Origin of the sequence: Marinobacter sp. MIT932201, assembly GCF_047123295.1 — a bacterium.
GTDB classification, from domain to species: Bacteria; Pseudomonadota; Gammaproteobacteria; order Pseudomonadales; family Oleiphilaceae; genus Marinobacter; species Marinobacter salsuginis.
Genome location: NZ_CP138917.1, coordinates 3,435,903 through 3,461,577, shown reverse-complemented (window position 1 = coordinate 3,461,577; position 25,675 = coordinate 3,435,903). Strand labels below are relative to the sequence as shown.

The 25,675-nt window shown below is 58.2% G+C and carries 22 protein-coding genes; 18 read left to right on the top strand and 4 right to left on the bottom strand.

Going from position 1 to position 25,675, the window contains the following annotated elements; all coding sequences use genetic code 11:
- Window positions 1-93 precede the first annotated feature (93 nt).
- The 14 genes from SIC15_RS15960 to SIC15_RS15895 all read left to right on the top strand — a co-directional run bounded on the left by SIC15_RS15960 (window position 94) and on the right by SIC15_RS15895 (window position 17,717).
- Window positions 94-3,837: a nitrate reductase subunit alpha gene (locus SIC15_RS15960; RefSeq protein WP_412536437.1), complete on the top strand. Its 3,744-nt coding sequence runs from the start codon at window positions 94-96 to the stop codon at window positions 3,835-3,837.
- On the top strand, window positions 3,834-5,408 hold the full coding sequence (narH, locus tag SIC15_RS15955) for a nitrate reductase subunit beta (RefSeq protein ID WP_062781173.1): 1,575 nt from the start codon (window positions 3,834-3,836) through the stop codon (window positions 5,406-5,408). Before SIC15_RS15960 ends, narH begins: the two co-directional genes overlap by 4 nt.
- Before the next feature lie 10 nt (window positions 5,409-5,418).
- On the top strand, window positions 5,419-6,159 hold the full coding sequence (gene narJ, locus SIC15_RS15950) for a nitrate reductase molybdenum cofactor assembly chaperone (protein ID WP_069184477.1): 741 nt from the start codon (window positions 5,419-5,421) through the stop codon (window positions 6,157-6,159).
- Window positions 6,160-6,182: 23 nt separating this feature from the next.
- A complete protein-coding gene (gene narI, locus SIC15_RS15945) occupies window positions 6,183-6,860 on the top strand; it encodes a respiratory nitrate reductase subunit gamma (protein ID WP_069184500.1) in 678 nt (225 codons plus the stop codon).
- Between the two features lie 64 nt (window positions 6,861-6,924).
- Window positions 6,925-7,731, top strand: coding sequence for a peptidylprolyl isomerase (locus tag SIC15_RS15940; RefSeq protein WP_136631351.1), 807 nt, complete (start codon window positions 6,925-6,927; stop codon window positions 7,729-7,731).
- Between the two features lie 348 nt (window positions 7,732-8,079).
- Window positions 8,080-8,829 carry a Crp/Fnr family transcriptional regulator gene (locus SIC15_RS15935; protein ID WP_136629295.1) on the top strand — a complete coding sequence of 250 codons (750 nt, stop codon included), beginning with the start codon at window positions 8,080-8,082 and terminating at the stop codon, window positions 8,827-8,829.
- A gap of 46 nt (window positions 8,830-8,875) precedes the next feature.
- Window positions 8,876-9,262, top strand: coding sequence for a putative zinc-binding protein (locus tag SIC15_RS15930; protein ID WP_412536436.1), 387 nt, complete (start codon window positions 8,876-8,878; stop codon window positions 9,260-9,262).
- 36 nt (window positions 9,263-9,298) lie between these two features.
- On the top strand, window positions 9,299-9,700 hold the full coding sequence (locus SIC15_RS15925; protein WP_069184472.1) for a ribonucleotide reductase subunit alpha: 402 nt from the start codon (window positions 9,299-9,301) through the stop codon (window positions 9,698-9,700).
- 157 nt (window positions 9,701-9,857) lie between these two features.
- Window positions 9,858-11,957 (top strand): transcriptional regulator NosR, encoded by a 2,100-nt coding sequence (nosR, locus tag SIC15_RS15920; RefSeq protein WP_412537629.1) that lies wholly within the window; start codon window positions 9,858-9,860, stop codon window positions 11,955-11,957.
- 63 nt (window positions 11,958-12,020) lie between these two features.
- Window positions 12,021-13,916: a TAT-dependent nitrous-oxide reductase gene (nosZ, locus tag SIC15_RS15915; protein WP_222465290.1), complete on the top strand. Its 1,896-nt coding sequence runs from the start codon at window positions 12,021-12,023 to the stop codon at window positions 13,914-13,916.
- Between the two features lie 225 nt (window positions 13,917-14,141).
- Window positions 14,142-15,410: a nitrous oxide reductase family maturation protein NosD gene (locus SIC15_RS15910; RefSeq protein ID WP_412536435.1), complete on the top strand. Its 1,269-nt coding sequence runs from the start codon at window positions 14,142-14,144 to the stop codon at window positions 15,408-15,410.
- Window positions 15,407-16,339 carry an ATP-binding cassette domain-containing protein gene (locus SIC15_RS15905; protein ID WP_136629301.1) on the top strand — a complete coding sequence of 311 codons (933 nt, stop codon included), beginning with the start codon at window positions 15,407-15,409 and terminating at the stop codon, window positions 16,337-16,339. The genes SIC15_RS15910 and SIC15_RS15905 overlap by 4 nt, the downstream gene beginning before the upstream one ends.
- The gene (locus SIC15_RS15900; protein WP_136631352.1) at window positions 16,336-17,166 is read left to right on the top strand and encodes an ABC transporter permease; all 831 of its coding nucleotides are present in this window, start codon (window positions 16,336-16,338) and stop codon (window positions 17,164-17,166) included. Before SIC15_RS15905 ends, SIC15_RS15900 begins: the two co-directional genes overlap by 4 nt.
- 14 nt (window positions 17,167-17,180) lie before the next feature.
- Window positions 17,181-17,717 (top strand): nitrous oxide reductase accessory protein NosL, encoded by a 537-nt coding sequence (locus tag SIC15_RS15895; RefSeq protein WP_136629303.1) that lies wholly within the window; start codon window positions 17,181-17,183, stop codon window positions 17,715-17,717.
- Between the two features lie 57 nt (window positions 17,718-17,774).
- Here SIC15_RS15895 and moaA read toward each other — a convergent pair whose 3' ends face one another.
- Entirely contained in the window at window positions 17,775-18,767 is a 993-nt protein-coding gene (gene moaA / locus SIC15_RS15890) for a GTP 3',8-cyclase MoaA (protein ID WP_136629304.1), read from the bottom strand.
- Between the two features lie 145 nt (window positions 18,768-18,912).
- The gene (locus SIC15_RS15885) at window positions 18,913-21,204 is read right to left on the bottom strand and encodes a nitric-oxide reductase large subunit (RefSeq protein WP_412536434.1); all 2,292 of its coding nucleotides are present in this window, start codon (window positions 21,202-21,204) and stop codon (window positions 18,913-18,915) included.
- A gap of 262 nt (window positions 21,205-21,466) precedes the next feature.
- Here SIC15_RS15885 and SIC15_RS15880 point away from each other — a divergent pair, with 262 nt between their 5' ends.
- From SIC15_RS15880 to SIC15_RS15870, 3 genes are read left to right on the top strand one after another with little or no spacing between them, the layout of a single operon-like run.
- Complete coding sequence (locus SIC15_RS15880) at window positions 21,467-21,691, top strand: hypothetical protein (RefSeq protein WP_069184463.1); 225 nt, start codon at window positions 21,467-21,469, stop codon at window positions 21,689-21,691.
- 47 nt (window positions 21,692-21,738) lie between these two features.
- A complete protein-coding gene (locus tag SIC15_RS15875) occupies window positions 21,739-22,107 on the top strand; it encodes a YbaN family protein (RefSeq protein WP_069184462.1) in 369 nt (122 codons plus the stop codon).
- Between the two features lie 28 nt (window positions 22,108-22,135).
- Complete coding sequence (locus SIC15_RS15870) at window positions 22,136-22,573, top strand: RrF2 family transcriptional regulator (RefSeq protein WP_069184461.1); 438 nt, start codon at window positions 22,136-22,138, stop codon at window positions 22,571-22,573.
- Between the two features lie 41 nt (window positions 22,574-22,614).
- Here SIC15_RS15870 and SIC15_RS15865 read toward each other — a convergent pair whose 3' ends face one another.
- Together SIC15_RS15865 and SIC15_RS15860 are read right to left on the bottom strand one after the other, a co-directional pair.
- Window positions 22,615-23,688 carry a fatty acid desaturase family protein gene (locus tag SIC15_RS15865; RefSeq protein WP_069184460.1) on the bottom strand — a complete coding sequence of 358 codons (1,074 nt, stop codon included), beginning with the start codon at window positions 23,686-23,688 and terminating at the stop codon, window positions 22,615-22,617.
- A 53-nt stretch (window positions 23,689-23,741) separates the two neighbouring features.
- Window positions 23,742-24,845 carry a ferredoxin reductase gene (locus SIC15_RS15860; RefSeq protein WP_412536433.1) on the bottom strand — a complete coding sequence of 368 codons (1,104 nt, stop codon included), beginning with the start codon at window positions 24,843-24,845 and terminating at the stop codon, window positions 23,742-23,744.
- 196 nt (window positions 24,846-25,041) lie between these two features.
- On the opposite strand from SIC15_RS15860, the gene SIC15_RS15855 reads away from it, so the two are divergent.
- On the top strand, window positions 25,042-25,668 hold the full coding sequence (locus SIC15_RS15855; RefSeq protein ID WP_062781202.1) for a TetR family transcriptional regulator: 627 nt from the start codon (window positions 25,042-25,044) through the stop codon (window positions 25,666-25,668).
- Window positions 25,669-25,675: the final 7 nt, after the last annotated feature.

Sequence of the window (25,675 nt, the reverse complement as noted above, 5' to 3'; positions counted from 1 at the left end):
GTTATGAGGTAGTAACCACGCAGATTTCGCGGTTTTTCTCACACACAATGGTCTCAAATCGGAGCAACGATCCGGCAGACGGAGAGAGAGACCATGAGTCATTTGATCGATAAACTGAATTACTTCAGGAAGAAGCGCGAACCGTTCGCGGGCGGCCACGGCGAAACCCACGAAGTCAGTCGCGAGTGGGAAGACAGCTACCGCCAGCGCTGGCAGCACGACAAGATCGTGCGTTCCACCCACGGCGTAAACTGCACCGGCTCCTGCAGCTGGAAGATTTATGTCAAGAACGGCCTGGTAACCTGGGAAACCCAGCAAACCGATTACCCTCGTACCCGTCCGGACCTGCCCAACCATGAGCCTCGCGGCTGCCCCCGTGGTGCCAGCTATTCCTGGTACATGTACAGCGCCAACCGCCTGAAATACCCACTGATGCGCAAGCACCTGATGAAGCTCTGGCGCGCGGCAAAAGTTGAGCACAAGGATCCCGTCGATGCGTGGGCGTCCATTGTTGAAGATCCCAAGAAAACGGCGGAATACAAGCCTCGTCGCGGCATGGGCGGTTTCGTTCGCTCCAGCTGGGATGAAGTCAACGAGCTGATTGCGGCTTCCAACGTCTACACCGCCAAGAAGTATGGCCCGGACCGCATTATCGGCTTCTCGCCGATTCCCGCCATGTCCATGGTTTCCTACGCGGCCGGCAGCCGTTACCTGTCCATGATCGGTGGCGTCTGCATGAGTTTCTACGACTGGTACTGCGACCTGCCGCCGGCCTCCCCTCAGACCTGGGGTGAGCAGACCGACGTGCCCGAGTCCGCGGACTGGTACAACTCCGGCTACATCATTGCCTGGGGCTCTAACGTACCCCAGACCCGTACCCCGGATGCCCACTTCTTTACCGAAGTGCGCTACAAGGGCACCAAGACTGTCGCCATTACTCCGGATTACGCAGAAGTCTCCAAGCTGTCCGACGAGTGGATGAACCCCAAGCAGGGTACCGACGCGGCTCTGGGCATGGCCATGGGCCACGTGATCCTGAAAGAGTTCCACGTCGAGAAGCCCAGTGAGTACTTCACCGATTACGTACGCCGTTACACCGACATGCCGTACCTGGTCATGCTGGAAGAAAAGGACGACGGCAGCTATGTGCCGGGCCGTTTCCTGCGCGCCAGCGATCTGGTGGACGGACTGGGTGAAGAGAACAACCCGGAATGGAAAACCATTGCCATCGACGAGGCGTCTGGGGAACTGACCGCGCCCAACGGCTCCATCGGCTACCGCTGGGGCGAGAAGGGCAAGTGGAACCTCAAGCAGACCGCCAAGGAAAAAGACGTCAACCTGCAGCTTTCCATGGTCGAGAAGCACGACGAGGTTGTGGACGTTGCCTTCCCGTACTTCGGTGGTATCGAGCATGACCACTTCAAGCACGTTGAAATCAAGGATGTGCTCAAGCACAAGCTGGGTACCCGCAAGGTACAGCTGGCGGATGGCTCTGAAGGCCGCGTTGTCACCGTTTACGATCTGATGGTTGCCAACTACGGCATCAGTCGTGGTCTGGGCGACGACGACGGCGCCACTTCCTATGACGAAGTGAAGCCGTACACCCCGGCCTGGCAGGAAAAGATCACCGGCGTGCCCGCCGAGAAAGTGATCCGCATCGCCCGTGAATTCGCCGACAACGCCGACAAAACCAAGGGCCGTTCCATGGTTATCGTGGGTGCCGGTATGAACCACTGGTACCACATGGACATGAACTACCGCGGCCTGATCAACATGCTTATCATGTGTGGCTGTATCGGCCAGAGCGGTGGTGGCTGGGCCCACTATGTCGGCCAGGAAAAACTGCGCCCGCAGACCGGCTGGCAGCCGCTGGCGTTTGGTCTGGACTGGCAGCGTCCGCCCCGGCACATGAACTCCACCTCCTTCTTCTATGCCCACTCTGGCCAGTGGCGCTACGAGAAGCTGGGCGTGGACGAGATCCTGTCACCGTTGGCTGACAAGTCGAAGTTTGGTGGCAGCCTGATCGACTACAACGTGCGCGCCGAGCGCATGGGCTGGTTGCCGTCTGCACCACAGCTGAACCGCAACCCGTTGACCATTGCCGCTGAAGCCGAGAAGGCCGGCATGGAAGTGCCCGACTATGTGGCCAAATCCATGAAGGATGGCTCCCTGGCGTTTGCCAGCGAGGACCCGGAAGCGCCGGAGAACTGCCCGCGCAACCTGTTCATCTGGCGCTCCAACCTGCTGGGCTCCTCCGGTAAGGGCCACGAGTACATGCTCAAGTACCTGCTGGGCACCAAGAACGGCCTGCAGGGCAAGGACCTGGGCCACGAAGGTGGTGCCAAGCCCCAGGAAGTGAAATGGCGTGACGAAGCGCCCGAAGGCAAGCTGGACCTGCTGGTCACCCTGGACTTCCGCATGTCTACCACCTGTCTGTATTCGGACATCGTTCTGCCGACCGCGACCTGGTACGAGAAGAATGATCTGAATACCTCGGACATGCACCCGTTCATCCACCCGCTGACCGCGGCCACCGATCCGGCCTGGGAAGCGCGCAGTGACTGGGAGATCTACAAGGGCATCGCCAAGGCGTTCTCCAAAGCCACCGAAGGCCATCTGGGTGTCGAGAAAGACGTTGTCACACTGCCGCTGTTGCACGATGCGCCAGCGGAACTGGGCCAGCCGTTTGATGTAAAAGACTGGAAGAAAGGCGAGTGCGACCTGATCCCGGGCAAGACCGCACCCAACTTCATGACCGTTGAGCGGGATTACCCGAACACCTACGCGCGCTTTACCTCCCTCGGTCCCCTGATGGACAAGCTGGGTAACGGTGGCAAGGGCATCAACTGGAACACCGAGAAAGAAGTGAAGTTCCTGGGTGACCTGAACTACAAGCACATCGACGGCGCCAACGCGGGCCGCCCGAAAATTGAAAGCGCGATTGATGCGGCGGAAGTGATCCTGACCCTGGCTCCGGAAACCAATGGCCAGGTGGCGGTGAAGGCCTGGCAGGCGCTGTCCGACATTACCGGTCTGGACCACACCCACCTGGCGACCAACAAGGAAGAGGAAAAGATCCGCTTCCGGGACATCGTGGCGCAGCCGCGCAAGATCATCTCCAGCCCCACCTGGTCTGGCCTGGAAGACGAGCATGTGTCCTACAACGCCGGCTACACCAACGTGCACGAACTGATCCCCTGGCGCACCCTGACCGGTCGTCAGCAGTTCTACCAGGACCATGAGTGGATGCGTGCCTTCGGTGAAAGCCTTCTGGTGTACCGCCCGCCCATCAACACCAAGGCGGTGGGCAGCATGCTCAACCAGCGCAGCAACGGCAACGCCGAGAAAGCGCTGAACTGGATCACGCCGCACCAGAAGTGGGGTATCCACAGCACCTACAGCGACAACCTGCTGATGCTGACCCTGTCCCGCGGTGGCCCCATCGTGTGGCTGAGTGAGGACGACGCCAAAGAACTGGCGATTGAAGACAACGACTGGATCGAGTTGTTCAACGCCAACGGCGCCATCGCGGCCCGGGCCGTGGTCAGCCAGCGTGTTATGCCAGGCATGGTGATGATGTACCACGCCCAGGAGCGGATCGTGAACGTTCCCGGCTCTGAAATCACCGGCACCCGGGGCGGTATCCATAACTCGGTTACCCGGGTATGCCCGAAACCGACCCACATGATTGGCGGTTACGCCCAGTATTCGTACGGGTTCAACTACTACGGCACTGTCGGCTCCAACCGCGACGAATTCGTGGTGGTCCGCAAGATGCACAACGTCGACTGGCTCGACGGTGAAGGCAATGACACTGTTCAGGAGGCTGTAAAATGAAAATCCGTTCCCAAGTCGGCATGGTGCTGAACCTGGACAAGTGCATTGGTTGCCACACCTGTTCAGTCACCTGCAAAAACGTCTGGACCAGCCGTGAAGGCATGGAATACGCCTGGTTCAACAACGTCGAGACCAAGCCCGGTATTGGTTACCCGAAAGAGTGGGAGAACCAGGACAAGTGGAAGGGCGGCTGGATGCGCGACAGCTCCGGCAAGATCCGCCCGAAGATCGGTGGCCGTTTCCGGGTACTGGCGAACATCTTCGCCAACCCGGATCTGCCCCAGATCGACGACTACTACGAGCCGTTCGATTTCGATTACCAGCACCTGCACACCGCTGGCGATACCAAGCACCAGCCGGTTGCCCGGCCGCGCTCGCTGATTTCCGGCCAGCGCATGCAGAAAATCGAATGGGGTCCGAACTGGGAAGAGATTCTCGGTACCGAGTTCGCCAAGCGCCGCAAGGACAAGAACTTTGACCAGGTGCAGGCGGATATCTACGGCCAGTTCGAGAACACCTTCATGATGTATCTGCCGCGCCTGTGCGAGCACTGCCTGAACCCGGCGTGTGTTGCCAGCTGCCCGAGCGGTGCCATCTACAAGCGTGAGGAAGACGGCATCGTTCTGATCGACCAGGACAAGTGCCGTGGCTGGCGGATGTGTGTCTCCGGCTGTCCGTACAAGAAGATCTACTTCAACTGGAAAACCGGCAAATCCGAGAAGTGCATTTTCTGCTACCCGCGGATCGAAGCCGGTATGCCCACCGTGTGCTCCGAGACCTGTGTTGGCCGGATTCGCTACCTGGGCGTGCTGCTGTACGACGCCGACCGCATCGAAGAAGTGGCCAGCGCCCCGGGCGAGCATGAGCTCTACGAGAAGCAGCTGGAAATCTTCCTGGACCCGTTCGATCCGAAAGTGATCGAGCAGGCGAAGAAGGACGGCATTCCGATGAACGTGATCGAAGCTGCCCAGCAAAGCCCGGTGTACAAGATGGCAGTGGACTGGAAACTGGCCCTGCCGCTGCACCCGGAATACCGCACCCTGCCCATGGTCTGGTACGTGCCGCCCCTGAGCCCGATCCAGTCTGCGGCGGAGGCCGGCAAAGTCGAGTTCGACGGCGTACTGCCGAAGATCGAAAGCCTGCGGATCCCGGTGAAGTACCTGGCCAACCTGCTCACTGCCGGTGATGAGAAGCCGATTGTGCTGGCTCTCAAGCGGATCATGGCCATGCGCCTTTATAAGCGTGCTGAAACCGTTGAAGGCAAGGAAGACCTGCGCGCCCTGGAGGAAGCCGGTCTGACCAAGGCCCAGGCGGACGAAATGTATCGCTACCTGGCCATCGCCAACTACGAGGATCGCTTCGTGATTCCCACCAGCCATCGCGAGCTGGCGAAGGAAGCCTTCCCCGATGCCACCGCCCACGGCGAGCGCAATGGTTGTGGTTTCAGCTTCGGTGAAGGTTGCAACGGCGACAGCAAGTTCAACATGTTCGGTGGCCGAAAGCAGACCACCAGCATGGTTCAGAAGCTGTCGACCGTGAAGCAGGTTGACCCGAAACAGCTGCAGGAATAAGGAGGCCGAGATGCAACTCTTGAAAGTACTGGCACGGGTGCTTGAGTACCCGACCGAAGAACTCCAGGCCTCCAAAGACGCCCTGGTAGCCGCAGTCCTTGAGGACAGCCGGCTGCCGAGGCAGAACAAGGAGCAACTGCTGCGCTGTGTAGAAATGATCTGCGATGGCGACCTGCTGGACATGCAGGAGAACTACGTGGGCATGTTCGACAAGGGCCGGGCGACATCCCTGCTGCTGTTCGAACACGTGCACGGGGAATCCCGCGACCGGGGCCAGGCCATGGTGGACCTGATGGAGGAGTACCGTACCAACGGTCTGGAGATCGACGCCCGGGAGCTGCCGGATTACCTGCCGCTGTTCCTGGAATACCTCTCCACCCGCCCCTGGGACGAGATCCGGAACTGGCTGGAGGACATCCACCACATCCTGGGTTTGCTGGGCGAGCGACTGTATCAACGGGAAAGCTTCTATCACGTGGTGATGGATTCCCTGCTGACCCTGTCCGGTCGAAGCGCGAACCGCCAGGAGCTTGCGGAGATTGTCGCCGCGGAAGAGCGCGACGATACCCCGGAGGCTCTGGACAAGGTCTGGGAAGAGGAAATGGTGAAATTTGTTGATGATCAGGGCAGCTCCTGCAGTACCGGCAGCGTTGTAGGCCAACGCCGCCGCGAACTGGAACAGACCCAGACCATTCACCTGAGTGATCAGCTGATGACGGATGCAACACCCCGTCAGGCAGGGCGCGCCTGAGGGCGCAGGAGGAAACGGAAATGATGTCCTATCTGAATACACTACTGTTCGGGGTTTATCCCTACATTGCTCTCGCGATTCTGGTGATTGGTACCTGGGCACGCTATGACCAGGGCCAGTTCACCTGGAAAGCCCATTCCAGCCAGATGCTGCGCAAGAAAAACATGGTGATGGCCAGCGTGCTGTTCCATGTGGGTGTGCTGGTGATCTTCTTCGGCCACCTGGTGGGCCTGCTGACTCCACACGCTTTCTACGAGCCGTTCATGACACCTGGCACCAAGCAGGTCATGGCCATCGTCGTCGGCGGTATTGCTGGCGTGATGGCGATCATTGGCGGCGGCATGCTCGCCTGGCGCCGGCTGACCGACCCCCGCGTGAAGGCCAGCAGCACCTTTGCGGACAACATGATCATCGTCATTCTGGTGGTTCAGCTGGCACTCGGCCTTCTGACCATCCTGCCCACCATGGGCCATCTGGATGGCAGCACCATGTTGAAGTTTTCGGCCTGGGCCCAGGGCATTGTCACCCTCCAGGGCGGCGTGGCCGGCTACATCGCCGATGTGCACTGGATCTACAAGACCCACATCTTCCTGGGCCTGACCATCTTCGTGCTCTTCCCCTTCACCCGCCTGGTGCACATGCTCAGCGTGCCGGTGGAGTATTTCGGGCGGAAGTACCAGGTGGTTCGCAAGCGCGCTTGATGTAAATGAAAACGGGGTCAGATGAAAGCCTTCATCTGACCCCATGTTCCCTGAGGTTATTGCTATGCAACTCATCCCCGTCGGCGACGCCGAAAAACCCAGAAACCAGTTCCCGCCGGTCTATGTGGGTGAAACCCTCATCGGCGAAGACGACATCGCCCGGGAAATGCAGCATCACCCGGCCGAGGAAGTCGCCGAAGCTTGGCACGAAGCTGCCAAAAGCCTCGTCATCCGCGAGTTGCTCCTGCAGCAGGCCAGCCGCCTCAAGCTCGACGACATCGACGACGAAGAAGACCGCATCGCCCGGGTTCTGGAATTCGAACTCAACGTCCCGGACCCGACCGAACAGGACTGCGAACGCTTCTACAACGCCAATCCGGCCCGCTTCCGCAGCCCCACACTGATGGCTGTCAGCCACATCCTCCTCGCCGCTGCCCCGGACGACGTCCAGGAACGCATCCGCCAGGAAGAAGCCGGCCAACAGTTACTGTCGTCCCTCATCGACGGCCGCTCCCAGTTCGCCGAACTGGCCAAACAATACTCCGCCTGCGAATCCCGTCACCAGGGAGGCAGCCTCGGCCAGATCAGCAAAGGCCAGACCGTCGACGAATTCGAGCGCCCGGTCCTCGCCCTCCAGGAAGGCCTGAACCCGGAACTGATCGAAACCCGCTACGGCTGGCACATCGTTCGCGTTGACCAGAGAATCGACGGCCAGCAGCTCCCGTACGAGCACGTCAAACCCCAGATCCGGCAGTATCTGAGCGAGAGTGTAACCCGCCGGGCATTCCGTCAGTACTTGCAGGTTCTGGCTGCTGAAACGGGTGTGGAAGGTGTCGATCTCGAACTCCCAGACTCGCCCCTGATGCAGTAATTAAGGGTTTGGCTCCGGGGTCGGGAGGTTGGTGGTCAGTAGGGCTTCCCAAAACTGTCTGCAGCCATGGATGGCTGCAGTCAAGCGTCACAGGGACGTGCCGCAAGGAGCGCGTTTTGGGAAGCCCTACTGGCTGCCAACCTGTGCTCTACAGTCAGTCCGCCAATACCAAGGCTCAGTGAATTCCTGTTGAGCTCAAATTAGTTGGCAACAGAACACTTTGAGTTAGGTCAATTACTCCCGAATAACTCCCCGACTACCCCCATGGGGGGAGCGATTTTCCCCCAGTATCCTTCTACTATTTAAAACATGATTTCGAATGCATGAATATGCAGAGAGGATACACCAATGGCAATGACCCAAACGGCCGAAACCCGCTACACCAAACCCGTGCTCGTCGCCGTCAACAAGCCTTTCGATGATGAAGACGACCTCCAGGCCCTGCGTAGCCATCCACTTTTCTCGGAACTCAATGGCAAAGACCTGCAGCACCTGATCCAGCAGTCCCGAAGAATCCGCCTTGGCCATCACCAGCTGCTCTACCGCCAGGACATGCCGGCGCACCATTTCTTCTTCGTGATTTCCGGCCGCCTGCGTCTGTACCGCCTGGACTCCTCTGGTATCGACCGAACTCTCGACAGCATCGCCCCCGGTGATTGCTTTGCCGAAGTCATGATCTACGCCGATCCGCCCCGGTATGCCTGCTACGCCGAGGCCCTGAAATCCAGCGAAGTACTGATGATTCCGGTCAAGGCCTACCAGGACATGCTGGAAAGCAACCCCAAATACGCTCAGGCAGCGCTGCGGCATTACGCCAAACGCGCCGTTTCCCGGTTCCACGACCTGGAAATCATGACCGTCCAGAACGCCCGTGACCGCCTGATCCGCTACCTGATCGACCTGCTGCCCAACGGTGCAGAGGAGGGTGGAGAAGTAGAGTTGCCACTGCCCAAGTGCCTGGTGGCCTCCAGGCTCGCCATGCAGCCGGAAACCTTCTCCCGGATTCTGGCGGATCTCAAGTCCAACGGACTGGTGCGGGTTAACCGTAGCCGACTGTTTATTTCAGATCCCCAGCGCCTGATCGAGATCAGTCAGTAACTGAACACATTTTTGCAAGCCTCCAGGTTTCTGGATGGGAGGACGAGTGATCGCGAGAAAACAACGACCGCTGATTTACTCATGTTCCGGCTGCTCCGATGTTGCGCAGCTGGCCAACAATGTGGCGGTCCGGCTCGACCATGCCGGTGAATTTGAAATGTCCTGCATTTCGGGCGTTGGCGGCAAGGTGCCGTCCCTCGTGAAAACCGCCCGATCTGGTCGCCCGATTACCGTGATTGATGGCTGTCCGTTGCACTGTGCCCGGGCATGCCTCGAGAACGTCGGTGTTGAGCCTGATGAGCACGTCCGGCTCTACGACTTCGGCTTCAAGAAACATTATGGACAGAGTTACGGCGAAGAAGCCGTGGAAGAAGTATGCGATGAAGTTCGCAGGCTCACATCAAACGACCAGCTCATTGCCCGCCAGGCGTAAAACGCAGCGGCCCGGTACCAGTAAGGATTCACCAAAATGATCAGCAGTTACAGTGACCTGATTCAGGCCTCTTATAGCCAGCAGGAACCCCAGCGCCTGCTATTCGTGTTCTGCCGGGCAGAGTTGCCGGATGAGGCGTCCCCGGAAGAAAAAGCCGCCTTCGAGCGCGGCGAGGGTGGCGCCCTGACGCCGGTAGTCTGCGTCGACAAGACCCCCGATGAAGCCCCGGATTTCGCGACGCTGCATGAAGAGTCCCGGGCCACGGGCCAGTCCTGGGACGTGGTGTTTGTTGCCGCCATGTCTGGCCGGGGCGGCACGCCTCCATCCACTGACGAAGCGCAACAACCATTGACCATGATGGTGGAGTCCATCCGCCTTGGTCATATCAATAATTACCTCCCTCTCGATACGCAGGGAAACGCTGTCAGCCTGGGCTGACAGCGAGAATCCGATCAGTTTACCTGCCAGGTGTATTCAATAAGAGGTATTTGATTTTCCTCTAATTTGCCTAGGCTGAAGCAATAAGGCGCTTTTTCTCAGGGAGTCTTCTGTGTCCGTTTTTTCCCGCTTCGCTGTTCTCTTTTTCGCGTCGATCATGGCCATGGCCCTGAATGCAGCGCCTTTGGCCAAGTATGAGCCCGTTGCCGGTCGTCAGGTCATCGGGCAGGCTTTCCCGGAAGTCACCCGGGTTGTCCCCCGGAAAGGCAACCGAGCCATTCAGGAGCTCTATGCCCGCGATGAACTGGTGGGCTACGCCTATCAGTCCCTGGACTTTGTCCAGACCCCCGCGTACTCGGGCAAACCCGTCAACGCCATGGTCGTACTGGATATCGAAGGAACGATCAAAGCCGCCAAGGTCATCCACCACGACGAACCCATACTTCTGGTGGGTATTCCCGAGAGCAAGCTTCATACCTTTACCGATCAGTATATGGGCCTGAAAGCCGACCAGCGGGTAACCGTGGGTGGAACCTCCTCGGAGCGCAAGGTAGCCGTTGACGGACTTTCCGGCGCCACTGTCACCGTGATGGTCATCAACGAAGTGATCATGCGTACTGCCCATCGGGTGGGCGTGGAACTGGGTATGGTTGAGGGCGAGGACGGCACCCGTCCGCCGCTGGCTACCGTGGACAAGCAGGCCTTCGAGCAGAAAACCTGGGAGGAACTGACCGGAGACGGCTCGGTGCGCCGGCTGCTGCTCACCAAGGGGCAGGTGGATGATTCCTTCAAGGGTACGGAAGCCGAGGGTGTTGATACCGCAGGGCCCGAAGAACGAAATGAGCCACTGATCGATCTGTATACCGCCTACCTGGATGTTCCGACTATTGGTCGTAACCTGCTGGGAGAGAGCCAGTACCAGTGGCTGACATCCGAACTTGAGGAGGGCGAGCACGCCATTGCCGTCATGGCCAACGGCGAGTACTCCTTCAAGGGCTCCGGTTATGTTCGCGGTGGCATTTTCGACCGCATCCAGATCCGTCAGTTCGGCGACACCTTCAACTTCCGCGACCTGGATTTCTACCGGCTGAGCGATGTCTACGCCGAGGGCATGCCGGAATTCACCGAGATGGCGATCTTCATTATTCGCCAGCAGTACAACTTCGATCCCGGCACCCCCTGGACACTCGAACTCACGGTCAAGCGCCAGACCGGTCCCCTGGATAGTGAATTCCAGGTGTTTCCGCTGGAGTATCAGCTGCCGGAGCAGTATTACACCCGTCCGGAGCCTGTCGTCTCCGAGGAAGAATGGCTGGAGAGCCAGCCCATGTGGGTCCAGGTGTGGTACCAGCGGGAATTCCAGATTGTGGTGCTGGGTATCGGTATCGGTGTGCTGATGTTCATCCTGTTTTTCCAGGACTGGCTGGTGAAAAAGCCGAAGATGATGCGCTGGATTCGCCACGCCTTTCTGACCTACACGCTGTTCTTCATCGGCTGGTACGCCATGGGGCAGTTGTCCATCGTCAACGTGCTCACATTTGCCAATAGCCTGATCAGCGGGTTCAGTTGGAGCACGTTCCTGATCGACCCGATGTTGTTCATCCTCTGGGCCGTAGTGGCCGCCATCGTCCTGCTCTGGGGGCGGGCGGTTTACTGCGGCTGGTTGTGCCCATTCGGTGCACTCCAGGAATTGCTGAATGAAATTGCCCGGAAGCTGAAGGTGCCTCAATACACCGTGCCCTTTGCAGTGCACGAACGGCTCTGGGCCATCAAGTACATCATCCTGTTGGTGCTGTTCGGGGTGTCCCTCGATTCCATGGCAACCGCCGAGCGCCTGGCCGAGGTAGAGCCGTTCAAGACCGCGATCACCCTCAAGTTTGATCGTAGCTGGCCTTTCGTGACTTACGCCGTCCTGTTGCTGGTGGTCAACCTGTTCACCCGCAAGGTGTTCTGCCGCTACATGTGTCCGCTGGGTGCAGCCCTGGCGCTGCCCAGCAAATTGAGAGTGTTCGACTGGCTCAAGCGGCGCAAGGAGTGTGGCAACCCCTGCCGGCTGTGCGATCACGAGTGCGAAGTCCAGGCGATCCATCCGGACGGGCACATCAACTACATGGAATGCCATTACTGCCTGGATTGCCAGATGACCTATTTCGATGACCACAAGTGCCCGCCGCTGATCGTCAAGCGACGCGGTAAGCGCCGTGGTCATAATGCACCGGGCCACCCGGAGGAAATACCCGTGGTTCAGGTGTCCTGAGTAGTCCCAAAAAAAGAAAGCATGAGAAGTAAACCGCCATTACCAATAACGGAGTTGGATGTTATGAAAAGAAGAGATGATCTGACCAAAGACCTGAACGAGCTTCCGGAAAGCGGCCAGAGTCGCCGTCGGTTCATGGGGGCTGCTGCTCTGGCGGGTGTCGCCGGTGCAACAGGGCTCGGCACCGCGGTAATGTCCCGTGAGGCATTCGCGGCCGCAGCCGAGGAGGCCCGCAACAAATACGTGATCCATCCGGGAGAGCTTGATGAGTACTACGGCTTCTGGAGTGGTGGTCACTCCGGTGAGGTTCGGGTTCTGGGCGTACCCTCCATGCGGGAACTGATGCGTATCCCCGTATTCAACGTGGATTCCGCGACGGGCTGGGGTATCAGCAACGAGAGCAAGGACGTTCTGGGCCATGACAATACCCACCTGAACGGTGATTCCCACCACCCCCACATTTCCATGACGGACGGTCGTTACGACGGCAAATACCTGTTCATCAACGACAAAGCCAATACCCGCGTTGCCCGTATCCGCCTGGATATCATGAAGTGTGACAAGATCACCACAATTCCGAACGTTCAGGCCATTCATGGCCTCCGGCTGCAGAAGGTCCCCAAGACCAAGTATGTGTTCTGCAACGCCGAGTATGTCATTCCCCATCCGAACGATGGCAGCGACACCAGCCTTGAGAGCAGCTTTACCATGTTTAACGCCCTGGATGCGGAAACCATGGAGGTGGCCTTCCAGGTGATTGTTGACGGTAACCTCGATAACACCGATGCCGACTACACCGGCAAATACGCCTGCTCCACCTGCTACAACTCGGAGAAGGCGCTGGATCTGGCCGGTACCATGCGCAACGATCGCGACTGGGCGGTGGTGTTCAACATCGAGCGTATTGAGCAGGCGGTCAAGAATGGCAACTACAAGACCCTGGGTGATTCCAAGGTGCCTGTGGTAGACGGTCGTGCCGGCTCGGAGCTGACCCGTTACATTCCGGTTCCGAAGAACCCGCACGGTCTGAATACCTCTCCGGACGGCAAATACTTCATTGCCAACGGCAAGCTGTCTCCGACCGTATCCATCATTGCGATCGACAAGCTGGATGATCTGTTTGATGGCAAGATCGAGCCGCGGGATACCGTGGTGGGCGAGCCGGAACTGGGTCTTGGGCCCCTGCACACAACCTTTGACGGCCGTGGCAATGCCTACACCACTCTGTTTATCGACAGCCAGGTGGCCAAGTGGAACATTGCCGATGCCATCAGGCACTACAACGGCGAGGATGTGAACTACATCCGTCAGAAGCTGGACGTCCATTATCAGCCGGGCCACAACCACGCGTCCCTGACCGAATCCCGGGATGCTGATGGCAAGTGGCTGGTGGTACTGTCGAAGTTCTCCAAGGACCGGTTCCTCCCGGTTGGACCTCTGCACGCGGAGAACGACCAGTTGATCGATATCTCCGGCGAGGAGATGAAGCTGGTTCACGACGGCCCGACCTTCGCTGAGCCCCACGACTGCATCCTTGTACGTCGTGATCAGATCAAGACACGGAAGATCTATGAGCGCGACGATCCGTTCTTTGCCTCTGCTGTTGAGCAGGCCAAGAAGGATGGTGTGACTTTGGAAGCCGACAACAAGGTTATCCGGGATGGCAACAAGGTTCGTGTTTACATGACCTCGATTGCGCCGCAGTACGGGATGACCGAGTTCAAGGTGAAGCAGGGTGATGAGGTGACGGTGTACGTGACCAACCTGGACACCATTGAGGATGTTACCCACGGTTTCTGCATGGTGAACCATGGCGTGAGCATGGAGATCAGTCCGCAGCAGACGTCTTCAGTGACCTTCAAGGCGGATCGCCCCGGGGTGCACTGGTACTACTGCAACTGGTTCTGTCATGCACTGCATATGGAGATGCGGGGTCGCATGATTGTAGAGAAGGCCTGATTTCGGTCGGTCTTGCCGGGGCCTGATGGTCGGGCCCTGGTAAGCCTGCTGCTTGGGTGTGGCAAACCGATGGCAAAGGGCTTTCCGAAACACGCCCGCGAGTACTTCCCTGTAGGGCTCGGATCGGGCCATCCATGGCCCTCTACGGTTTCGGAAAGCCCTTTGCCATCGATTTGCTCGAGGTAAAGTGCAGTTCGCCAATTTCCTTACTTTTGAGAAACGTTGATGTATCGAATCTTGCGTTATGGAGTGGCCCTGACAGTCGCTCTGTTATCGCTGACCGCGAACGCGGACCTGCAAGAACAGCTTGATGCTCTGGAACCGGGCGCGAGCTTTGAACTTCCCCCTGAACAGATTTCGTCTCTGGCAATCCGGGTGCCCGGGGTGTCTGTGTCTTGTCATTCCGACACGGTCATTGACGCGGGCGGGCTGGGGAATGCAGTGGATATTGTTGCCGAGGAAGTGAGGTTTTCCGGCTGTGCCGTTCGCAACTGGGGCCTAGACCTGAACGAGCTGGATGCGGGAGTTTTTGTGGCCCGGGAGGCGCGCGGCGCCGTGGTTGAGAACAACCGGTTGGATGGGCCGGGTTTTGGGGTGTGGCTGGATGCAACGCCGGATGTGACGGTTCGCAATAATACGATTCGAGGTGATGACTCGCTGCGTCCGAATGACCGGGGTAACGGGATTCATCTGTTCAACACGACCGGGGCCCTGATTGAGGGCAATGACATTCGTCAGACCCGGGATGCGATCTACATCGAGACGGCGAATAACAATACGATCCGCGGCAATGAGATGGCGGATCTGCGTTATGGCATTCATTACATGTACTCGATGAATAATCTGCTTGAGAACAACGTTACCCGCAACACCCGAACCGGTTATGCGCTGATGCAGAGCAAGCGTCTGACGGTGATCAACAACCGGTCGGTGAATGATGAGAACTACGGGATTCTGATGAATTTCATTACCCAGTCGGAGCTGCGGGGGAATGTGGTGACGGGGGTGTCCCAGGGGCAGACAGCTGGTGTTGCCATTGAGGGCGCCGAAGGCAAGGCGGTGTTTATCTATAACTCCCTGTACAACACCTTTGAGGGCAATGTTTTCGCTGACAGTAATATCGGCATTCATCTGACGGCGGGTTCGGAAGACAACGAGGTTTTTGGCAACGCGTTCGTGAACAATCAGCGGCAGGTCAAGTATGTGGCCACCCGCACCCAGGAGTGGTCGAAAGGTAACAGCGGCAATTTCTGGAGTGATTACCTGGGCTGGGACCGGAATCAGGATGGCGTTGGCGATGTGCCCTATGAGCCCAACGACAACGTGGACCGGCTGCTGTGGAAATACCCGGAAGCCAAGGTTCTGATGTTCAGCCCGGCGGTGGATACCCTGCGCTGGGTGCAGGATGCGTTTCCGGTGGTCAAGGCCGCCGGTGTCACCGATTCCCACCCTCTGATGCGGATGCCCGCAGAGCTTCAACCGGAGATCCGATGAGCTGTTTTCACCTTGAAAATGTGAGTTACCGGTACGACAAGAGCCCGGTGCTGCACGGAATTGATCTGCGCCTGGAGCCGGGCGAGATCCTGGGATTGTTTGGTCACAACGGGGCCGGAAAGACAACCTGCATCAAGCTGATTCTGGGGTTGATGACGCCCAATCAGGGCTCGGTTTCCGTGCTGGGTGGTCACGCCGGGGATCCGCAGGTGAGCCAGCACATCGGTTACCTGCCTGAGAATGTGATGTTTTATCCGCAACTGACCGGGCGGGAGATTCTTACCCATTTTGCCCGGCTGAAAGGTGCGTCATTGCAGCAAGTGCCCCGACTGCTTGAGCAGGTGGGCCTGGGCGATGCCATGAATGCCCGCACCAAGACCTACTCGAAAGGCATGCGCCAGCGTCTTGGTCTGGCCCAGGCGCTGCTGGGCGAGCCCAAGCTGCTGATGCTGGATGAGCCTACCGTTGGACTGGATCCGGTCGCCACGGCAGACCTGTACCGGCTGCTACGAGAGTTGCGTAATGGCGGCACGGGCATCGTGCTGTGTTCCCACGTCCTGCCCGGTGTCGAGCCCTATATTGATCGTGCCGCCATTCTTACCAATGGTGCGCTGAAGGCCGCCGGGGATCTGGCCGCGTTGAGGCGGCAGGCCAATATGCCGGTAACCCTGTCTCTGGATCCCGCGAACAGTATCTCGGCGCTGGAAAAGGTAATTGACAGGGCATCGAGTAACAGTGGCCTGATCCTCAGGACTGACAGCGGGCGCCTGCAGGTAGATGTGCAGCCGAGGGAAAAGATGACGCTGCTGAATGCCGTAATGGCCTCGGGTGAAGTGGCCGATATCAGCATTCATCAGCCCAGCCTGGAAGACATCTACGTGCACTTTATCGGTTCGGGTGGCCTGGCCCACCGTGGAGGCAGCCAGTGAACAGTATCTGGACCATTGCCCGAAAAGAACTCAGCGATAGCCTGCGCAATCGTTGGTTGATGGCCATTTCCCTGGTGTTTGCGACCCTGGCTTTGGGCATCGCCTGGTTTGGTGCCGCAGCGTCGGGGCAGGTGGGGTATGCCTCCACGCCGGCCACCATTGCCAGCCTCGCGAGCCTCGGGATTTTCCTCATTCCACTGATCGCATTGTTGTTGGCGTACGACGCCATCGTGGGCGAAGAAGAGGGGGGAACCCTTTTGTTGCTGCTGACCTACCCAATGAGTCGGAGCCAACTGCTGCTCGGCAAGTTTCTGGGCCATGGTCTGACCCTCGCGCTGGCCACCGTAATTGGTTTCGGCGTAGCGGGCGTGGCCATTGCCGTATTGGTCGAAGACGTGGCCATCGCCAGTCTCGCGGCAGCCATGCTGCGCTTCATCGGCTCTACCGTGCTACTGGGGTGGGGCTTTATTGCCCTAGCCTATGTGATCAGTGTCCGGGTCAGCGAAAAGCCCATCGCCGCCGGCCTGGCCCTGGCGATCTGGTTCTTCTTCGTGCTGATCTTCGACCTGATGCTGTTGGGTACCCTGGTGGCCAACGAAGGCCAGTTCAGCGCGGAACTGCTGCCCTGGCTGTTGATGCTCAACCCCACGGATATCTACCGCCTGCTCAATATCGTTGCCTTTGGCGACAGCGCCCAGCTCAGTGGCGTGCTCAGCCTTGGCGCCGATCTGCCCGTCGGCGCAGCGGGCCTGTGGATTGGTCTGGTGTTGTGGTTTGCCATCCCGCTGGCAGGCGCTCTGTTACTTTTCCGAAACCGCCGTATCTGAACGGAGTTATCCCGATGAACAGAAGTAAACCCAACTGGCTCCTGGTCGCCCTGGCAGCCTTCGCATTGACCGCTTGTTCAGGTAGCGAAGAACAAGCGACTGCCAAAGCCGCCCCGGTCAATTTCGCAACCGGCGATGAATGCCACGTCTGCGGCATGGTCATTACCAACTTCCCCGGTCCCAAAGGACAGGCGATCACCGAAAAGGACCAGCACGTGCGCAAATTCTGCTCCACCCGGGACATGTTCGCGTGGGCGCTTCAGCCAGAGAATGTTAACCGCAATCATACCCTGTACGTACACGACATGGCCGAAACCGAGTGGGCAAGCCCGGACGACACCGCCCTGATCGACGCCCGAGACGCCTTCTATGTTGTTGGTTCCAGCCGAAAGGGTGCCATGGGTCCAACGCTAGCCTCCTTTGCAGCAAAGGCCGAAGCCGAGAAGTTTGCAATGGAATACGGCGGAGAGACTATGGCTTTCCCGGAGATCACGATGGATCACCTGAATTCCGGCATGGCAATGCACAGTATGGGTGGAATGGATCACTAGAAATGAAAAAGGGGCCAGATGAAAACCTTCATCTGGCCCCTTTTTTGTGCTGGCTGTTCAACCGCCAGTCATGTTCATGAACCGGAGAATCTGCACATCCCCATTACTGGAGAAGTGATGCCGCTCCGGCTTCAGATCCATGGCGTTGATGATGGTCTCCCGCAGCTTGTCATCGGTCACCGGATTGCCCCGCAGAACCCTGCGCAGATCCACCGAGTGCTCGTTGCCCAGGCACAGTAGCAGCCGCCCTTCGACGGTTACCCGCACCCGGTTGCAGGTGGAGCAGAAGTTGTGGGAATGCGGTGAAATGAAACCGACCCGGGTCTTGCTATCTTCCATGCGGTAATAACGCGCAGGACCGCCGGTATCCTCGGTGGCAGGCACCAGCTCGTGGTGCTTTCTGATGATGTCCCGCACTTCCTCACTGGTGCACAGGGCAAGACCACGATCATGCTCGGAAATCTCACCCAGGGGCATTTCTTCGATAAAGGTGATGTCTACGTTCTTCTTCCGGGCGAACTCGACCAGCTCGGGGACCTCTTCATCGTTGCGGCCTTTCATCACCACGGTATTGATCTTGATGCCGCGGAAGCCGGCCTCCCGGGCAGCATCAATGCCGTCCAGCACCTGGGAGAGTTTGCCGGTGCGGGTAATGTTGTGGAATTTCTCAGCATCCAGAGAATCCAGGCTGATGTTCAGGCGATGCATACCGGCCTTGCGCAGGGGCTCGGCCATGGTGGGTAGCTGGCTGCCATTGGTGGTCATGGCGAAATCGCGCAGCCCGTAGGTGCCTATTTCCTTGACCAGTTCCAGAATATCCTTGCGTACCAGGGGCTCGCCGCCGGTCAGGCGTATTTTCTCGGTACCCAGATCAACAAAGTTGCGGGCAACGCGGGCGATTTCCTCAAGCGTCAGAACCTGCTGACGGGGCAGGAAAGTCATGTCCTCGGCCATGCAGTACACGCAGCGGAAGTCACACCGGTCGGTGACGGACAGACGCACGTAGTTGACGGTGCGGCCAAAACGGTCTGTCAGCTTGTTCTGGGGCATCGGGTTGGTCCTGTTGCCGATTGTTTTTTAACCTGATTATAGACCAAGTATTACAGATCAGATCACCAATTCCGATACCCCTCGGGAGGTAAGCCTCCCATCCGGTATTCCAGAGTGGCCCGTCCCTGGCCCATCCTCTGTTTGATCAGGCGCTTAGCTCGCTGGCAGCGCCCTTTTCATCGGTTTCCAGGGCAACCGGCTCGAGATCCGGGAAGAAGACCCCTTTCACCACCTGCCAGGTGACGGCCAGGGCGCCGACGATGAAGACCACGTCGCCAATGGTTCTTACCCAGCGCAGGGTCTGCAGAATATCGCTCTGCATGAAGGCTTCGCTGCGTGCGTACCAGAGACCTTCGCTGGCGCTGGCAATGAACTGGATGAACCCGACCGGCAACAGGCTGGTGAACAGCATCAGAACCAGGCCAATGTTCAGCCACCAGAAGCCGACTTTCATCAGTCGCTCGTCAAAAACGATGCGCGGGCGGATATATCGCAGGATCATCAGTGCGAAGCCCAGGGCCAGGAAGCCGTAGACACCGAACAGGGCTGCGTGGGCATGGGTAGGCGTGGTGTTCAGGCCCTGGATGTAATACAGCGCGATGGGCGGGTTGATCATGAACCCGAGCACGCCGGCACCGAGCATGTTCCAGAAGGCAACTGCCACAAAGAAGGTCAGCGGCCAGCGGATATTTTCCATCCACGGGGCTCGCGATTTCAGGCGCCAGTTTTCCCAGGCTTCGTAGCCGAGTACCACCAGCGGTACCACTTCCAGTGCACTGAAGGTGGCGCCCACTGCCATGACCGGTGTGGTGGTGCCGGAGAAGTACAGGTGGTGGAAGGTGCCGGGTACACCCCCGAGCATGAACAGACTGGCGGAAGCCAGGCTGGCAGCTGTCGCCACGGTGCGGGAGACCAGGCCCATGCTGCAGAAAATGAACGCCAGGGCCGCGGTTGCGAACACTTCAAAGAAGCCTTCAACCCACAGGTGGACAATCCACCAGCGCCAGTACTCCATGATCGAGATATGGGTACGCTCGCCGTAGAAGAAGCCAGCACCGTAGAACAGGCCGATGGCAACGACCGACGCAGTCAACAGGGCAAGCAGGTTCTTGTCACCGGGCTGTCGCAGGGCGGGCACAATGCCGCGAAGCATCAGCACCAGCCAGAACACGATGCCGAGGAACTTGCCGATCTGCCAGAGGCGGCCGAGGTCGACATACTCGTAGCCCTGGTGGCCCAGCATGAAGCTTAGGTTGGCCGGCATGATCTGGTTGATGGCCAGGAAATTGCCAATAAACGAGCCGGCAACGACTGCAACCAGAGCCCAGAACAGCACATCAACACCCAGCTTCTGGTATTTAGGATCCTTGCCGCCATTGATGATGGGCGCGAGGAACAGGCCGGCTGCCAGGAAGCCGGTGGCAATCCAGAACATGGCCGACTGAATGTGCCAGGTGCGCATCAGGGAGTAGGGGAACCACTCCGAAGTCTCGATGCCGTAGAAGCCCTGACCTTCCACCGTATAGTGGGCGGTAAAGCCACCAAGCATCACCTGGAACGTGAACAGACCAACCACGAGTAATAGATACTTGCCCAGTGCTTTCTGGGAGGGCGTAAGGCCAACTGCAGTGAGCGGGTCCTGGACTGGCGCCTCAGGCTCCTCGTCCTCTTTGCGAAGGAAGGCCCAGGCCCAGATCAGGCCACCGACACCGGCAATAAGAAGAACCACGCTGATCAACGACCAGACAACGTTCTCACCGCTTGGCCGGTTGTCGATCAGCGGCTCGTGGGGCCAGTTGTTGGTGTAGGTAACGTCACTCTCCGGGCGCTCGGTAGCGGCGGCCCAGGCGGTCCAGAAGAAAAACTCGGTCATCCGCTCCCGACGCTCGGCGCTGGGCAGGGTGTTTTCCTTCATGGCGTAGTTATCACGGGTAGACTGTAGTTCCGGCGCGTCACTGAACAGGCGGCTGTAGTAGTCGGCGGTTTTGGCAATGGCTTCGACCCTGCGCTCGGAAAGGTGCAGGGTGCTGGTTTCGGCGTCGTAGGTGTTGGTGCGGTACTCGGTTTTCAGGGCGTACTGCAGGGCGTTTTGCTGTTGCCCGCTGAGGCTGTGCCAGTCCTGTCCGTACTCTTCCCGGGCGGCGATTTCCAGCCATGTCTCCAGTTCCCGGTGCAGCCAGTCGGCGGTCCAGTCCGGTGCCTGGTAGGCGCCGTGGCCCCAGATTGAGCCAAGCTGCATACCCCCGACGGACTGCCAGGCTGTCTGGCCATCAAGAATACTTTCCCCGGTCATCAGGGTGTCGCCATCGGCGGATACAACCCGCTCCGGAATTGGCGGTGCTTCGCGATACACCTCCGCACCGAAATACCCCAGTAGCGTGAAAGTTACTGCCAGGATTCCGATCAGCAAAAACCACAGGCGGCGATATTTAGCCATGGTGCGCTCCCTCCAGTCGACTTGAGTAGGCTTCTTTGAGCTTCATGAAACTTCTCCTCTTTAACATTCATACAGAATAAATCTTTATGGCGGGATTTTGATTAGGTGCATTTCAGGTGTCAAATTTAATTTATGGGTATATCCGATGAGGTATTGCCCGTAGAGCTCCTGAGAAGAGCAGGTGAACCTCTCCGGTTTGATTTTCTGAGGAAGTGGTCATATCATTAACATGTATTTATAGTAAATGTTAAAGGGGTGTGTCATGGCTGACTATGAAAAATGGCTGTTCGCAGCAAACGGTGCTCTCGGACTGTCCGTCTTCGGTTTGCTGGCTACGATTCTGCTTGCCTACCCGCTTGCGGACGCGCTGTTGCTCTCTGTGCAAATTGCCGCGCACATCGGAACCCTGGTTTTTGCAGTTGGTGTCAAGGTGGCCTATGTGGCGCGTCTGGTTTTTCTGAGCCGTTTGGGCAGACCTGTTCATTGAATCCCGGTAGAATAGATGCAGTTATCAACCTTGGTGAGAACCCCGCAATGGGCGACCGTTTTGGGAAAACCGGATTCCGAATTCTTGCGTATATGTCTGTTGCGCTGGCTGCCGCTGGTGTCGTGCTTCCACTGTTGCCCACGACGCCTTTTGTTCTGTTGGCTGCATTTTTCGCTAGCAAGGGGTCTCCGGCTTTTGCCAAGTGGCTTGAAGACCACCCCAGGTTTGGTCCGGCCATTGATCAGTGGCGCACACGCAGAGCCGTGCCGGCACGGGCGAAGGTGCTGGCCTGCAGCATGATGGCGCTGAGTTGGGGAATGCTGTTTGCGCTTGGGGCGTCCGGAGTGGTGCTGGGTATCTCTGGCGTATTTCTGTGTGGTACAGCCTGCTATCTGTTAACCCGACCTTCTTACTGAACGATTGTGACAATAACTGGAGTATTGAATGCACATCACCCGCTACACGGATTATTCACTTCGAGTACTGATATATCTGGCAGTTCAGGGTGATCGTCTGGCCACCATTCAGGAAATCGCCGATAGCTACGACATTTCCAAGAACCACCTTATGAAGGTGGTGCATCAGTTGAACAAGAAGGGATACATTGAAACCATCCGGGGCAAGAAAGGAGGCATGCGCCTGCACCGTTCCCCTTCTGACATCAGTATCGGTATTCTGGTTCGGGAAACCGAACAGGATCTGAGCATCGTGGAGTGCTTTTCCTCCAAGAATGCCTGCAAGATAACGCCGGTTTGTGGTCTGAAATCGATGTTTGGTGAAGCTCTGAAGGCTTTTCTGGAAGTGCTCGACAAATACACTCTGGCCGACGTTATCCAGGATCAGCACAGACCCCAGCTTTTGAGATTGCTTCAGATAGCCTGATCCGGCCAGCCGCATCTAAGAGACTGGCCGGTCGGGCCTGCTCAAGCCGCTCTGGCCATTCCGGTCACCTTTTCAGGCAGTGAGTGCCGGAGTATCCGCTTCAACACCGTGCCGTACTGCTTCGCAAAGCGACCCGTGTTGTAGTGAATGCCGTACTTTTGACACACAGCCTGAACCTTCCCGGAAATTTCCGGATACCGGTGGGCGGGCAGGTCCGGGAATACGTGGTGCTCCACCTGGTAGCTCAGGTGCCCGCTCAGAACGTGCAGCCAGCGGCCCCCGGTAAAGTTTGAGGACCCTGTTAGCTGGCGCAGGTACCAGTGGCCCTTGCTTTCACCCTCGCACTCCTCTTCCGTGAAGGTTTCCGCATCCTGCGTAAAGTGGCCGCAGAAAATTACCGTGGACGACCAGAGATTACGGATCAGATTTGCGCCCACGTTCCCCGCCAGAACAATCGGGGCCACCGGAAACGTGAGCAGCGGGAAGAAGACGTAGTCCTTGAACGCCTGCCGGCCACCCTTACGAGCAAACTCTTTGAGAAACGGAAGCTTTTCACGCCAGCTGATTTCCCGGCTGCGAAGTTTCTCGGTTTCGAGTTCGTGCAGCCCCACGCCCCACTGAAAAAACACACTCAGCAGGATGTAATTAATGAACTGAAGTGCGTGCCAGGGTTTCCAGGGCTCCTCATCCGTGAGTCGCAGCACGGCGTAGCCGTAGTCACGGTCCTTGCCGATGATGTTGGTGTAGGTGTGATGCTCGTAGTTGTGGGTGCGACGCCAGGAATCTGATGTACACACCGTGTCCCACTCGTAGGTCTGGGAGTGGAGGCTCGGGTCATTCATCCAGTCATACTGGCCGTGCATGACGTTGTGGCCGATTTCCATGTTCTCCAGGATCTTGGCAACGCCCAGGGTCACCGTCGCGGCAACGAATACAGGCGGTATAAAGCCAAACGGCATCATGAGCCGGCCGCCGGCTTCGAGACTTCGGTGCAGGCGGACCATCCGCCGGATATAGCTCGCGTCCCGGTCGCCGAGGTCTGCGAGAACCTCGTCCCGGATCGCGTTCAGATCGGTTTCAAGCTCTGCGAGTTGCGCTTCGGTCATCTTTTTCATGGTGATACTCCCTGCGGTGCATCAAGGCTCCGCGATAAAATCGGGTGATAGGCTTAAAGGTCGAGTGACACCGGGCCCCGGGGTACCGAGATGCAAAGCTGAACGTTTTCCTCGCCGGGGCCGGAGGCCTGGCCGGTCAGGCGGTTGATGACGGTGCCCGTGGTTTTCCGGCAACTGCATTGGTGGCATATGCCCATACGGCAGCCGTGGCGCGGAGTTAGGCCTGCGGCCTCGGCGATCTCCAGCAAGGTGGCATCGCCCTCGGATCCGACTTCCAGTTGACTGGTTTCAAACTGAACCTCGCCACCAAGCGTTGCTCTGTCCAGATCCGCCGTTGGCACCGAGAAAAAGGTGCTGTGGATATCCGAGTCAGCAATACCCCTCCGGTACAGAAGGTCCCGGGCCAGATCCATGAGCCCCTTCGGTCCGCACAGATAGACCTGCCGTGCCTTGATGCCCGGCACCGCTTCCAGATCCCGGTCACGCAGGTAGCGGGGTTCTTCTGACTCGTTGGTGGCAATGATATTCAGCGTCAGTGCGCTATAGCGTGCCTCCAGTGCCCGCAGTTTTTCCCGGGCGATGACGTCTTCACGGGTTCGAACGAAATAAAGCAATGTCACCGGTGCCCGATAATCCTGTGCCGCCATGGTCTCAAGCTGGCTCAGGACTGGCGTAATGCCGCTGCCGCCGGCAATGAACAGGACCGGTCGGGCAGGTTCTGGTATCAGGAAGTCGCCAAAGGCCTCGCCCATACCGATTACCGCACCAGTTTGCAGATGATCGTGAAGCCAGTTGGTCACCAGGCCGCCCGGAAGGCGTTTGATGGTCAGGGTGACCAGCCCCTGGTCCCGCCAGAGCAGGGGGGAACTTGAGAGGCTGAACGTGCGGTTGCGGCGGACTCCATCCACTTCAACACAGATGTTCAAATGTTGGCCGGCGCTGAAGCCGGACCAGCGTCGGGCCGGTTTCAGCATCAGGGTTTTGGTGTCATGGGTTTCAGAGAGAACCTGCTCTACTCGGGCCGGTGTGTACTCTTGTACCCACATCGGATTGATGCGCTCAAGCAGAGGGTCGAAAAATGCCTCTGGATCGTTTCGGTTGAACAGCTGTCTGCCAAGCCATTGCAGAGCTTTGTGCTGGGTGTTTCTCGCTAACATGCTGAGTGCCTCCCTGAGGCTTTCCGTTATCCATGTGTACAAGTGTTCACTAATGTGTACGACTGTACACACGGAGCGTTAAAGTCACAATGGATCAGCTGGTAATGGCTCGAAATGACAAGCATTCTGTACTTTTATTTTTTCGGATGTGTACACTTGTGAGCCATTCGTTGACGGCAGGCGGTACGGACAAAAGATGGCGGAAAAACAACGCAGAAAGCCCGGCGAAACCCGCGAAAAACTGATGAGCGCGGCGTTAACGCTGGTCGGTAAGGGGCGGCATTTCGCCAGTCTTGGTATCCGGGAAGTAACCCGTCAGGCGGGTGTGGTTCCAACCTCGTTTTACCGGCATTTCCGCAATATGGACGATCTGGGGCTTCAGCTCGTGGATGAGCTGGGACTGGTGTTGCGCAGGATGATGCGAGAGGCCCGGGCCAACGTGTCGCAGGCGGATAAACTGATTGAGGAATCGGTGGCCATTTTCATCAGTCACGCCCAGGCGAACCGGAGCTTTTTCCTGTTTATGGCTCAAGGGCTGGCAGGTGAAAGCAGGGCGGTGCAGGAAGGTATCCGGAGCGAGATGCGTTTCTTTGCCAGTGAGCTTGCCAACGACCTGCGCAGGCTGAGGCTGGTAGATCACCTTACCGACCAGGATCTGGACATGACCTGTGATCTGGTAGTCCGGAGTGTGGCCTTCAGCCTGACGGATCTGCTCGGCGTCTCGGCCGATGACGACTACCAGATCGAGCAGATCCGGAAGCGGACCACCCGCTTCCTTCAGCTGATTTTCGTGGGCGCTGCCCACTGGCAAAGCGCGGGCTGATCTTACG